The organism is Staphylococcus nepalensis (assembly GCF_014635045.1).
Lineage (GTDB): Bacteria > Bacillota > Bacilli > Staphylococcales > Staphylococcaceae > Staphylococcus > Staphylococcus nepalensis.
The window spans coordinates 141,369-154,173 of record NZ_BMCF01000005.1 but is presented as its reverse complement, the minus strand read 5'-3'; the positions used below and the strand labels follow the sequence as shown (position 1 = coordinate 154,173).

Annotated in this window: 10 protein-coding genes and 1 pseudogene; 8 read left to right on the top strand and 3 right to left on the bottom strand. The window is 31.5% G+C overall.

The window, feature by feature from the left end; genetic code table 11:
- Positions 1-88: 88 nt before the first annotated feature.
- Together IEU88_RS09060 and IEU88_RS09055 are read left to right on the top strand one after the other, a co-directional pair.
- Positions 89-1,023: pseudogene (locus IEU88_RS09060) on the top strand (NAD-dependent epimerase/dehydratase family protein).
- 16 nt (positions 1,024-1,039) lie between these two features.
- On the top strand, positions 1,040-3,556 hold the full coding sequence (locus IEU88_RS09055; RefSeq protein ID WP_096810902.1) for a glycosyltransferase: 2,517 nt from the start codon (positions 1,040-1,042) through the stop codon (positions 3,554-3,556).
- A gap of 363 nt (positions 3,557-3,919) precedes the next feature.
- Here IEU88_RS09055 and IEU88_RS09050 read toward each other — a convergent pair whose 3' ends face one another.
- Positions 3,920-4,987, bottom strand: coding sequence for an acyltransferase family protein (locus IEU88_RS09050; protein WP_103373680.1), 1,068 nt, complete (start codon positions 4,985-4,987; stop codon positions 3,920-3,922).
- Between the two features lie 279 nt (positions 4,988-5,266).
- Between IEU88_RS09050 and IEU88_RS09045 the strand changes: the two genes are divergently transcribed.
- Complete coding sequence (locus IEU88_RS09045) at positions 5,267-6,106, top strand: sialate O-acetylesterase (RefSeq protein ID WP_103373644.1); 840 nt, start codon at positions 5,267-5,269, stop codon at positions 6,104-6,106.
- Positions 6,107-6,229: 123 nt separating this feature from the next.
- Here IEU88_RS09045 and IEU88_RS09040 read toward each other — a convergent pair whose 3' ends face one another.
- Positions 6,230-6,535, bottom strand: a complete 306-nt coding sequence (locus IEU88_RS09040; RefSeq protein ID WP_103373643.1) for a monooxygenase — start codon at positions 6,533-6,535, stop codon at positions 6,230-6,232.
- 377 nt (positions 6,536-6,912) lie between these two features.
- On the opposite strand from IEU88_RS09040, the gene isaB reads away from it, so the two are divergent.
- From isaB to cidR, 3 genes are all read left to right on the top strand, one after another.
- Positions 6,913-7,497, top strand: a complete 585-nt coding sequence (gene isaB / locus IEU88_RS09035; protein ID WP_103373642.1) for an immunodominant staphylococcal antigen IsaB family protein — start codon at positions 6,913-6,915, stop codon at positions 7,495-7,497.
- Between the two features lie 402 nt (positions 7,498-7,899).
- The gene (gene bla, locus IEU88_RS09030) at positions 7,900-8,748 is read left to right on the top strand and encodes a class A beta-lactamase (protein ID WP_103373641.1); all 849 of its coding nucleotides are present in this window, start codon (positions 7,900-7,902) and stop codon (positions 8,746-8,748) included.
- Between the two features lie 43 nt (positions 8,749-8,791).
- Positions 8,792-9,667, top strand: a complete 876-nt coding sequence (cidR, locus tag IEU88_RS09025; RefSeq protein ID WP_103373640.1) for a cidABC operon transcriptional activator CidR — start codon at positions 8,792-8,794, stop codon at positions 9,665-9,667.
- Positions 9,668-10,113: 446 nt separating this feature from the next.
- Here cidR and IEU88_RS09020 read toward each other — a convergent pair whose 3' ends face one another.
- Positions 10,114-11,058, bottom strand: a complete 945-nt coding sequence (locus IEU88_RS09020; protein ID WP_103373639.1) for a LacI family DNA-binding transcriptional regulator — start codon at positions 11,056-11,058, stop codon at positions 10,114-10,116.
- Between the two features lie 145 nt (positions 11,059-11,203).
- Here IEU88_RS09020 and eda point away from each other — a divergent pair, with 145 nt between their 5' ends.
- Together eda and IEU88_RS09010 are read left to right on the top strand one after the other, a co-directional pair.
- Entirely contained in the window at positions 11,204-11,821 is a 618-nt protein-coding gene (eda, locus tag IEU88_RS09015) for a bifunctional 4-hydroxy-2-oxoglutarate aldolase/2-dehydro-3-deoxy-phosphogluconate aldolase (RefSeq protein ID WP_096810894.1), read from the top strand.
- A 2-nt stretch (positions 11,822-11,823) separates the two neighbouring features.
- Entirely contained in the window at positions 11,824-12,795 is a 972-nt protein-coding gene (locus tag IEU88_RS09010) for a sugar kinase (protein ID WP_103373638.1), read from the top strand.
- Positions 12,796-12,805 lie beyond the last annotated feature (10 nt).

Below are 12,805 nucleotides of genomic sequence, written 5' to 3'. Positions count from 1 at the left end.
ACTTTTTTAAAGAATATGTGTTATAATTTTTTCGATTAATCAAAACAGTGCAATGTATAATAAAACGAGGAAGTAGGAGAGTGAACAAATGAAAATTCTAATTACTGGCGGTGCTGGGTTTATCGGTTCTCACTTAGCGGCGTATTTTATTAATGATAACGAAGTCTTTATATTAGATAATTTAAGTACAGGCCATCGTTCAAATGTTGATTTTATAGATGACGCACACTTTATTGAAGAAGATGTGATGCACAAATCTTTCGTGACAGAACTTATAAAGCAGAAACAATTTGATATTGTCATTCATTTAGCAGCAGTAGTCAGTGTTGTAGAAACAATAAATAATCCTATAAACTCGCAATCTATTAATATAGATAGTACATTAAATCTTTTAGAAGCAAATCGTCAATATAATGCTAAGTTAAAAAAATTTATTTTCGCTTCATCTGCGGCTGTATACGGTAATACAGATGAATTACCAAAACAGATTGAAACATTTATTGATCCTGAATCACCATATGCTATAGAAAAGTATGCTGGGGAACAATATGCAAAACTTTATAATAAATTATATGATTTACCAACAACTGCATTAAGATTCTTTAATGTTTATGGTCCTAGACAAGATCCAAGCTCTCCATATTCTGGCGTTCTATCAATTATGGATAAAAATTTAAAAACGATGAACCCTTTACATTTTTTGGAGACGGTGAGCAAACTAGAGACTTTGTCTACATAAAGGATTTAGTACAAGCAGTGGCAATCGTTATTGATAATGAAGCGTCAAATGGTAAAATATATAATCTAGCTACCGGTACACAAATATCATTGCTACAAATTTTTGAAAAATTCAAATTGATTTATAATAAGTCTATTAGCTATCAATTTGCTGAGCCAAGAAGTGGCGATATCAAGCATTCATGTGCTGAAATTAAAGGTTTAGAAGCGCTGGGCTTTAAACCTAAATATGATATTGTATCAGGCTTAACAGAATATATTAATTACTCAAAAACAGATAAATAAATGATGAGGTGGAACAATGGCAGGGAAAGCTAAAAAGTTTGTATTAAATCAAGGAAAAAGAAAATTAAAATTTGTTTTAGAACCATTAAAATTACAATTAAGAAGCAAATACACCAAAAATATTATGCATTATGCCAATTTATATAAAACAATCGAAGTAGATGAAAATCATATTTTATATCAAGTTAGAGACGGACAAAGTATGACAGATAGTCCGTACGCTATTTTTAAATATTTAATGGAACACCAAGCCTATCAAAAATATATACATATTTGGGTCGTTGCATCTCAAAAAATGCAAAAGGCATATTCAAAAAAGTTTAATAAATATAAAAACGTAAAGTTTATTGTTAAAGAAAGTGATGATTATTTACATTATTTAGCTAAGTGTAAATATCTCATTAATAATGCAACATTCCCTACATATTTCACGAAAAAACCAAATCAAGTTTATGTGAATACTTGGCACGGCACACCGTTAAAGTCAATGGGATTGGATATCAAAGATAATTTATTAGAATCTCAAAATACTATTAGGAATTTCTTGAGTTCTGATTACATTATTTCACCTAATCAACATACTACTGATATTTTTAAAAAAGCGTTTAAATTAGAAGAGTTAAATGACGATGCAATTTTAGAAATAGGATACCCTAGAATTGATGCAACGCTAAAAGCACAATCTGAAACAGTCATTCAAAAATTGAAAAAGCAAGGCCTTAAAATGACGAATGCACCTATATTATTATGCTCACCTACGTGGCGCGGTCATACTGTAAGCACGCCAGAAGATAATATTGAAGAAATGGAAGAAATGATAGAAGTATTAAATAAAAAAACAGACTATCAAGTACTGTTAAAAGTGCATCCATTCATTTATAGGAAAGCAGAAGGCAATAAGAAATTAAAAAAATATCTAGTAAATGATACCTTTGATACAAATGAGCTATTAAGTATTGTTGATTTATTGGTAACAGATTATTCGAGCATCTTTTTTGATTATTTAGTTACTAATAAACCGATTATTTTCTATACGCCAGATTATGAAGACTATGAGGAAAACAGAGGCTTCTATCTACCGGTTGATAGTTTGCCAGGGCCTAGCGTACATTCAATAGAAACATTGGTAGATACAGTGAACCACCAACAAAATATATTGACTCAATATAATGATAATTATCGTGCTTATCAACAAAAGTTTGCTAATTATGATGATGGTCATGTTACAGAGCGTGTAGTTAACAAAGTATTTAATACAACCCAACAGCACAAAGAAAAACAACAAAATCGAAAAGAACGATTATTAATTTACCCTGGTGGCATGAAACCAAATGGTATAACGACATCCATGATGAATTTATTAGAAAACGTGGATTATGATAGGTATGATATTACAATTTACTTAGGTTTCAATAGAAATAAGGACGTCGTGGATAACCTTAAGAGTTTAAATGAAAATGTTAGGGTTATTTTAAGAAAAGGTCCGTTACTAGCTACTACTATGGAATATTATCGTAACCTTTTAGTACGTAATCGAGGTATTAAATCTAAAATTGAAGAAAAAATCTACCCTAATGAATTGTATGAGCGTGAGTTTAGGAAAGTATTTGGTAATTCAGAGTTTGATGTAGTCATTGACTTTAGTGGCTATGCCATGTTCTGGTCAGAATTATTATTAGCAAGTAACGCTAAACGAAAGTTAATATACTTGCATAGTGATATGAAAATGGACATGGAACGTAAAGTAAATGGCGTGAGACCGCATTACACTAATTTAAAAGGCGTTATGTCCTTATATCCTTATTATGATAAGCTTGTAAGTGTTTCTGAAGTTACGAAACAAGAAAATATTAAAAAAATAGCAACTAGAAAAACAATTAATAAATTTAATGCTTCAATGAATACGATTAATTTAGATAGAATTTATAATTCGATTAATGAAGACAATGATATCTTTATGAAAAACGGAGAACGTGTCATCGTTAGGGAACAAGATAAGCAAATTACTAGTGTGCCTTTCCATAAAAATGATTATAAAGTAATGACGATGGGCAGGTTATCACCTGAAAAAGGATTTGATAATTTAATTAAAGCATTTAGTGGTATCGTAGAAGCCAATCCGAATGCTAGACTGTATATTTTAGGCGATGGCCCGCTTAAACATCAGCTTAATAAGTTAATAGAATCATTGAATTTGTCAGAACACGTATTTTTAATGGGGCAAAAAAGAAATCCATTTAATATTATGAAAGATTGTGAATTATTTGTCTTACCATCTTATTATGAAGGCCAATCAATGGTCCTATTAGAGGCCTTGACAGTAGGCATTGATATCCTTGCTTCAGATATACCAGCTAATCAATATGTACTTGATTATGGTAAATACGGCATGCTTAGTTTCAATGATTCTGAATCACTACAAGCAAGCATACAACAGTTTATCAGCGGTGAAACGCCTGATTATGCTAAGTTTGATCCAGAATTATATAATAAAGAAGCGGTTGAACAATTTTATCATTTATTAGATGATTAAATTGAAATAAGAAACCAAGACAAGGATCACATTTTTTTAAGTGATTTTGTTACGTAAACAAGAAGGCAAGATGGCTAAGTAAAAAGCGTACAAGAATTAGAAATTTATGTAAAAATGACGGAGTTTAAGTGGACTACATAAGCTAAGGTTCATGTATAAGAACTACAAATGCGACATGATTACAAGAACTAAGATGCTTATTCTTGTATAAGAATGATATACTCCTTCATCAATGAAAAATGGCTCTTTAAAAAAACAACATTTTAATTGATTGATATTAAGGCTATTTTCATTCTAATCATCTATGATTAATATTATAGAAGATGCTGAGACATTTTGAATGTCTCAGCATTTTTAATATGACTAACTATGATGTTTATAATTATTAATAACCATAGGATGTAATGTGTTTCTCCCTACAATCATTCTCACATAAGGTATAAATGATAAAATAACAGCTAAACCAATACAAAAACCAAGTGTGAAAATAGTATTTATTATTAAAAATGGTATTGGCAATGTGACAAATGATGCCAGTGACCTAGAAATAGCATCTACAATAATTTGATGTGATAAGTAAATGAAAAAGGAAATTTCACTAATCAAAAAGATAAACACTAAATTAAATTTAGCCAATAGTTTTGAAAAATATACGATAAACACAAAACTAACTGCAGAAAATAAGACTAAGTCAAACCGATTGGATTCATTTAAATATACACCTAAATAAAAGAAATTAAATGCCATATATAAAATAGCTAAAATCCAGATTAAAATAAGCCAAATTAAATGACGTTTTAAAAATTGAATTACGGTGTCGTAATATTTTCCGAAATAGAACCCAACTATAAAATAAAATAACCAATATAAAATAATAGTTCTGTTAAACAAAGGGTAAAAACCCCAAAACTCAAGATACGACGTACTATAATACATTAAATAAGAATGTGCAAAACTAATTATAAAAGTTGTAATAAGTACAAAGGCTGGATTGGCTTTGCTTAATAATTTATAGAATAAGCGATGTAATATATAAAACTGGAAAATAACAATTACAAACCACCCAAAAAAATTACCTTTTATAACAATGCTTATAAAAATGTCTAAAAATGATTTATTTGAGCCGTCACCTAAAAATAATTTAAACGTAACGAATAAACCGAATAAAACATATGGAATTAAAATAAACTTCATTCGTTTTAGTAAAAAGTTTTTAGGGATGCTATTTGAATATCGCATACCTAACAAAATTTCCGACAAAATAATAAAGCATGGTGTTGCGAATAGTAAAATAACTTGCACAAAACTAAAACTTATTTTTTCAAATGATGTAATATGAGGGTCATTGACTAAACCAGTTAAACAATGAACGATAGCTATAGTAATACAAAAAATCGCCCTAGCATATGTGAGCTCTATCTTCCTCTCCAAAATAACAAACTCCTCTCAAAAATCCATTCCATGATATGATAATTAGAGTAAAAAGTAAAGTTTATATATTTCCATTTTTATAATTTATTTATATAAAGTATCGTACCGTATAAATTTTGAAAATAAATAAAGAAAATAAAAAACTAAAGAGAGTAAGTTTAACTATAGAATAAGCAATGCGGTAATAGTTTTAAATTTTTAATGCATGTGTATAGAATAACGGTATTTGTTATTAAATGTTAAAATAATAAAAAGTTGGAATTTGAAAGGAAATGAGTTATGAAATCAATTTTACTTATTGGGCAATCAAATATGGCAGGTCGTGGTTTTTTAAATAGTGTGAAGCCTATTATAGATGAGCGTATTTTTGTATTAAGAAATGGTAGATGGCAGATGATGGAGGAACCAATACATAGCGACCGTTCTGTTGCTGGTATAGGACCGGCTGCATCTTTTGCAAAGATGTGGTTAGATAATCATCCCAATGAAACTATTGGTTTAATCCCATGTGCAGATGGAGGTACTTCTATTGATGATTGGGAAGATAATGGCGCATTGACACGTCATGCGTTAAGTGAAGCCCGATTCGCAATGGAAACATCTGACCTGATGGGTGTGTTATGGCATCAAGGGGAAAGTGATAGCCAAAATAAGCAATTTCAAACATATGAATCGAAATTAATGCATTTAATTACGTATTTTAGAGAAGCACTTCATAAACCGCAACTTACTTTTGTGATGGGCTTATTAGGAGAATTTTTAGGACAAGATGGGTTTGGTGCGAGTGCAACAGAATATCAAGAAATTAACGAAATCATTAAAAGTGTAGCCAATAAAAATGCACAATGTTTTTATGTCACAGCGGAAGGGTTAACAGCAAATCCAGATGGCATTCATATTGATGGTTATTCTCAACGCTTGTTTGGTTTGCGTTATTACGAAGCTTTTTCAAAAAGGGGAAACATCCAACACCCTTTAGCAAATGAGGCAGAAAAAGAATCATATTTGTACAAAAATGAATTTACTCAAAATGAGAAGATATATATGCTTGTTGCGCGTCTATCTCAAAATAAAATTACGTATCAAGATTTCTTAAAAGAAATGGCGCAACTATATTAGAAATACCGTTGGAAAATATTTTAATTATCAAAATTGGATAGTCAAGATATAAATATAATAAGCCTTCCATATCAAAATATTGATTGATATGAAAGGCTTATTTGATTATATAGATTCATTGATTTAATCTAAGCGACCATGCGTTATTTGAGTGAGCGTATCATTGGTAGCTAGAATTTTTGCATTTACGTTTGGCACACCCATAGATTTAAGACGTTCATTATGCATGTTTAAGTAGTTTTCTGCATTTTCGTAACTATCAAATGCATATATGCCGCCAGCTTCTTTGGTTGCCTCATTTTCAGTCCATATTTTCCATAAAAATCCTGGTTCTTTGTTAATAGACTTTGCTAAATCAGAGAATTGGGTTGCCATCTCTTCTCCAAAAGGGCCATCAATAGGAAAATCAACTTGTAAAATATAACGCATTATAAATCATCCTTTCTAAAATACTTATTTATGTAACTTTACCAGATTAAGTAGCATATCAGTAAAGTTTCGCCTTAACTATATAGGAATTGTTTGAAATGCTGTAGTTAAAATAGGCCTAGTAACATATTTAATATCAACACCATAATTAAACCACAAATGCCTACAATGAATTCCACTAATTGAAATATTTTTAATCATAAATTTAATTCTAAAACAAAACAATCTCCATTACATTAAAACGCTTTCTAAAGGGTTGTTTAAGTATATAAGAAATAGAGGGTATTTTTTGCTTGCAAATATAAATGATAGGTGTATGATTAAGGTGAATAATTACACTTTGCATTTGAGAGACTACGAATAAGGAGGAATTAATTATGTATAAAGTAGTAAAGATACTTTCGTCAACAGTCGTTGTATCCACACTTGTCTTAGGTTCTTCAGCAGCATATGTTGCCACGAGTAGTCCGAACGTGCAAGCAGCAGAACAGGTTCAAAAATGGGGTCACGGTGAAGGTGGCGCAAGTGGTGCCAGCAGTGAAAGTGACGTTAATTTAAAAGCCGAAACACCATGGTACAATTATGAAGGTTATACCACATATGATCCTTCATTCACTCAAGATTATAACTTTGTACGTGCTTTGAAATATGATAACGTCTCAATCAATGGTTATAAAGTTGATACAGGAGCCAAAGAAGAGTTTGATCATAACAAGAAAGTTTATGATACGACAGTAGAATTTAATAGCGCAAATGAAGTAGTACAAATCACTTTCTTTACTAAACCTGACTCAGTTTCTAAAGATACTTTTAAAAAAGCACATACATCTAACGAAATAACTGAAGAAGGTAAATTAGGTAACGGCGATGGCACATTTGTAACTTATGATACTAATAATGGCTCTTATACTGCTTTCTTTGATCAAAACGATAACTTAATGGAAATGACAATTGGTCAATAACTGTAACTGGTATTTATAAAACGTGACGTGTTTTGATAATAGTGTCTAATTATTGTTATCAACAAGACGTTTTATGAGTCAATCGAACTCAGACGACTCAATACAGTTAGCAATATGGGGCTGGGGCATGTATACATGTCCCAGCTTTAAATATGATAAGGACGATGGATTGAAAAACACATGTGCATGAAGTGCTTTGAATTTTAGGCGGATCTTATTAAAAGGCGCTTATAATGACTTTAATAGAAAAATTAAATAGACGTGGTAGATTACTAATCTATCTCCATTTGTACGTTTTATGAGTTCCTTTTATAAGATAATTGTATTTTATAATATTTATGATTATAGTTAAACTTAAGTAAAGACATAGCAATCATATATAGGAAAAGGGGAGAATAAAAAATGATGAAATTATGTTTAAGTATATTGGTTGGGTTTATGTTGCTCATTTTAACGGGGAATACTGCTTCAGCAAAGACATTTGAGCAAATTGAACAAGACAATGATACAATCGTAGGGGTCTATGGTGTAAATACAGCTAATGGCAAACACATACAACATCGCTCAGATGAACGATTTGCATTTGCATCTACATATAAAGCAATCGCCAGCGGGATATTATTACAAAACACTGCTACCTCAACACTAAATAAAAAAATAGATATAAAGAAAGATGATATTGTAGCAAACTCACCTGTAACTGAAAAATATGTAGGTAGTCAGATGACTTTAAAAGCATTAATCCAAGCATCTATGCTACAAAGTGATAATACAGCTAATAATAAAATTATTAATGAAATTGGTGGCATCAAGGGTTTTCATGAAGAATTAAAACAACTCGAAGATAATATATCAAATCCGCAAAGATTAGAACCCGAATTAAATTTATATGATCCAACAAGTACTGCAGATACTACAACGCCTAAAGCTGCGGCAATGACATTAAAACACATTTTAACGAATGAAGATATGAGTAAAGCTAATCGTAATTTATTAAAAAATGTGATGATTCATAATGAAACGGGCGATACTTTAATTAAGGCTGGTGTATCTAAACAAGCCGTAGTAGGTGACAAAAGTGGTCAAGGTTTAACTTATGGTACGCGCAATGATTTGGCTTTTATATATCCTAAAAACCAAAAAGAGCCGATTGTGCTTGCTATTTATACGAAAAAAGATGGCAAAGATGCAAAACCTAATGATAAAGTGATTCAAATGGCAACAAAAACAGCAATGGAAGCTTTGAAATAATTACGTATGCAAACGATTATAGAGCGATTCAGAGGGGTTAAAAATGGAAATTAAGCAAATGAAATATTTTGTAGAAGTTGTGAAAAATGGTGGGATGACCCAAGCATCTGAACATTTATATATTGCGCAATCTACAATCAGTAAAAATATTAAAAGTATTGAAAATGAATTCAACATTACCTTGTTTGATAGAAGAAAAAAACACATTATTTTAACGGATATCGGCCAAATATTTTATGATAAATGTGTAGAAGCATTAGCCGTCTTAGATGATTTATCTTTAGAAATGGGAGATGTAACAAATTTAGAAAGAGGTCATATTAGAGTTGGGATATCAGCGATTATGAATGTAAGGCTTTTTACAGAAAGCTTGAATCAATTTCATAATAAATACCCCAATGTGACTTATGAAGTCATTGAAGGGGGCGGTAAAGCAGTTGAATTATATTTAAATAATGATGAGATTGACGTAGGTATCACAACGTTACCCGTAGATGATGATGTTTATCACGCTGTCCCTTTATACAATGAAAAATTATTATTAGTAGTAGATAAGCAGTCTGAAATTGCCAAACAATCATCGGTCTACTTAGGTGATTTAAAAAATGAACGTTTTATTATGTTTCATGATGACTACTATTTAAAGGATCAAATTATTGAAAGCTGCAGAAAAGTTGGATTTCATCCTAAAACAGTAGCGAAAATGTCACAAATTACATTTATTGAAAATATGATTCGTGATGGTATCGGTGTCAGTATATTACCAGAAAGTATTGTAAATATTTTGAATGATGATGTTGTAGGCTTAGACATTAAGGGCGCTGATGTGTCATGGAATTTAGGTGTTATTTGGAAAAAAGATAGTTATATGAATTATGTAACGCATGAATGGATTAATTTTTTAAAAGAAACAAAATAAAATGCGTTAATAAAACTTGAACGCATTATAGTTAAAATGTATTCCGTGGTAGAATACGATATATTCCAACTATGTATTTTAATCATGACGATATGCGTAATATAATAGATGTATAGAGGGTTATGCGTACTGGTTATTATTAATTGATAGAAGAGAAAAAGTTAATATGTTAATGATAATCCCTAACGCCAAAGTAGCGAGCATAATTGCGTTTCATAATTCAGAACTCATAATAAATTTATCTAGAATAACATAATTCTCCCCATTCATTCACTTAAATAAGAACTCCCTATTCTTATTATAATATATTGAGTATCTATATTTATACATTAAGCTTATCTTCTATATCAAGTAGGTTAATGATAAAAAGTAGCCCTCTTGTCAAACATCAATCAAACACATAAACATGCCCAAACCGCAATACTAAGGTTTGGGCATATTTATGTCTATATGTTTTTTTGAATTTTGGGATGAAGATGGTAAGTTGATTGAGTCTCTTCGTTTTTGATTATTTTATCTAAAGTATCTACAATACTCTGTGCAATTTCTGTCGTTGGGACCCCAATAGCATTGACAGGATAATCTAATTTTTTAATTTGTGGAATATTATCATAAGAATACAAAATAGGGTGGTCGTTTGGACCAAGTGCATTAATGGTTCCGACTGTGATGTCATAACTACCACAAATTACACCTTGAGCAAGATCGTTATACTGTAAAAAATGTTTAACGGAAGATTCAGTTTCGATAGCGTTCAAGCTTGTAGAATCAATGATACGATAATCGATGTGGTGTTTTTCACAGTACTGTGTAATAGTTTCTTTTTTAGCAATTTGACGTGTATCGCTTGTATGTATATCACCAATATAGTCAATGGAATTTACGCCTTGATTTACGAGTGCTTTAATTGCCATAATCATCGCTTCTGAATGATTTACATTAATCATTGGATAAGGAATATCGCGATTAACACCATAAGCTACCACAGGCACATTATTATAAATTTCTGGAGATAAATTTGTAGCATCTCCCTCATCAAAAATGACGATACCATCACAACCGAATTCCACAAATTTCTTTGAGGCTGCAGCAACGTCATCTATTGAAACAAACATGACATAACCTAAATCTTTAATCGCATGATTTATTTCTGAAATCAGATGAGTAACTGCTACACGATCAACAGAAGGCCATATTAATCCAATTGTGCCACTTTTCTTAGATACGAGTGCTCTTGCTGAATGATTAGGGATATAATTCATTTCGAGTGCTTTTTGCTGAATCATGCTTTTTGTTTTGGGTTTAACGAGATGAGAATTTTTAAGTGCTTTACTAACTGTGGAATAACTGACTCCACAGGCTTCAGCAACGTCTTTTAAAGTTACAGCCATAAAATTTCTCCTTGAAATTGATTGATTTAAATTCGAATTAATTATACCATAGAGATAAGCATTACAATATTTTTTTGTATGATAATAACAACGTTGTTATTTTGAAATAGTATTGTAAATCATATAATTATGAGGGGTTGAAGAGATGGATTCAATTAACACAATGAAAGAAATTCAACAAGGTCAGCATATTGCCGTGATGCGCACGGATGATGCAGCATCGTTTTTGGATATTGCGCATACAATTATAGATAAGGGGCTTCATATTATCGAAGTAACATTAACGACGCCTAATGCTATGGACATAATAGCTAAATTATCAAAAAGAGAAGACGCATTGATAGGCGCTGGTACAGTATTAGATAGTGTTTCTGCGCGGACTGCTATTTTAAACGGGGCAAAATTTATTGTAAGCCCTAGTTTTGATAAAGAAACAGCTAAAATTGCCAATTTGTATGATGTACCATATATTCCTGGATGTATGACAGTCAAAGAAATGGTCGAATCATTAAGATATGGGTGCAAAGTGCTTAAATTATTCCCTGCTACTCAATTTACGCCTAAGTCTATTAAAGATTTTAAAGGGCCGTTACCACAAATTGAAATTGTACCGACGGGTGGCGTAGGAAAAGCGAATCACAAAGAATGGTTAGATGCTGGAAGTTTTGCAGTGGGCATAGGTAGTGAAATCACAAAAATTTATCAACAAGAAGGTAAAGAAGCTCTAGAAAGCTATATTTCAGAAATAAAAAGCGAGGTATAACAATGACAGTTTATGGGTTTGGTGAAGTGTTGTTACGTTATACGCCACCTGATTACGAACAGTTGAAAGACGCAGGCACGTTTAAAGTAAACGTGGGTGGCGCAGAATTAAACGCACTTGTAACGTTAGCACAATTTGGTCATCCTACTGAAATATTAACGGTATTACCTAATCATGCACTTGGTCACTTAGCTTTGCAAAAAATGTTTCAAACACGTGTGGGAACATCATTTATCAAATATAATAACGGCCGGGTAGGCACTTATTATATGGAAGAAAGTTTTGGTTTTCGCAGTGGTAAAGTCATTTACGATAGGGAATATTCAACATTCGCTGAACATGGTGCCAGTGTCATGAATGATATTAACGCTCAAAATGGTGACTATTTTGTATTTACAGGTATTACATTAGCTGTAAATAAAACGATACGTCGTCAGATTGTTGATGTATTAGCACATTTGAAAGAAAAGGGCGTTAAAATCGTATTTGATATTAATTTTAGAAGCAATTTGTGGGATAAAGAAGAAGCAGTTCCAGTTATTAAGTCAATTTTACCTTTAGTTGATGTACTATTTTTTGGGAAAAAGGATGCTACACATTTGCTTGAAACCAATGCTTTAGATGACGATATGAAAACTTGTGCAAAGACGATTCAATCGCAATATGATATTGCGTTGATGGCTTCAAGTAATAGAAATATTGAACAAAGTACCTTACAAGGTATTATCCTTACAAAGGACGATTATATCGAAAGTCAAGCATATGCATATACTGTATTAAACCGTATTGGCGCAGGAGACGCATTTATGGCGGGTGTTTTACATGGATTGAATAAAGGGTGGCAACTAGGAGAAACGGTTGACTTTGCAACGAAATGTTCAGTCCTACAGCATACGACAAATGAAGATGCACTCAACGTACAAGAAAGTGATGTGTTTAATTTATCAACACATTTTGGAGCGTTAAAACGATAAAAATTGCAAT

Coding starts and splice junctions, on each gene's coding strand:
- IEU88_RS09055 (WP_096810902.1), top strand. CDS start 1,040: ATGGCAGGGAAAGCTAAAAAGTTTGTATTAAATCAAGGAAAAAGAAAA.
- IEU88_RS09045 (WP_103373644.1), top strand. CDS start 5,267: ATGAAATCAATTTTACTTATTGGGCAATCAAATATGGCAGGTCGTGGT.
- IEU88_RS09040 (WP_103373643.1), bottom strand. CDS start 6,535: ATGCGTTATATTTTACAAGTTGATTTTCCTATTGATGGCCCTTTTGGA.
- isaB (WP_103373642.1), top strand. CDS start 6,913: ATGTATAAAGTAGTAAAGATACTTTCGTCAACAGTCGTTGTATCCACA.
- bla (WP_103373641.1), top strand. CDS start 7,900: ATGATGAAATTATGTTTAAGTATATTGGTTGGGTTTATGTTGCTCATT.
- cidR (WP_103373640.1), top strand. CDS start 8,792: ATGGAAATTAAGCAAATGAAATATTTTGTAGAAGTTGTGAAAAATGGT.
- IEU88_RS09020 (WP_103373639.1), bottom strand. CDS start 11,058: ATGGCTGTAACTTTAAAAGACGTTGCTGAAGCCTGTGGAGTCAGTTAT.
- eda (WP_096810894.1), top strand. CDS start 11,204: ATGGATTCAATTAACACAATGAAAGAAATTCAACAAGGTCAGCATATT.
- IEU88_RS09010 (WP_103373638.1), top strand. CDS start 11,824: ATGACAGTTTATGGGTTTGGTGAAGTGTTGTTACGTTATACGCCACCT.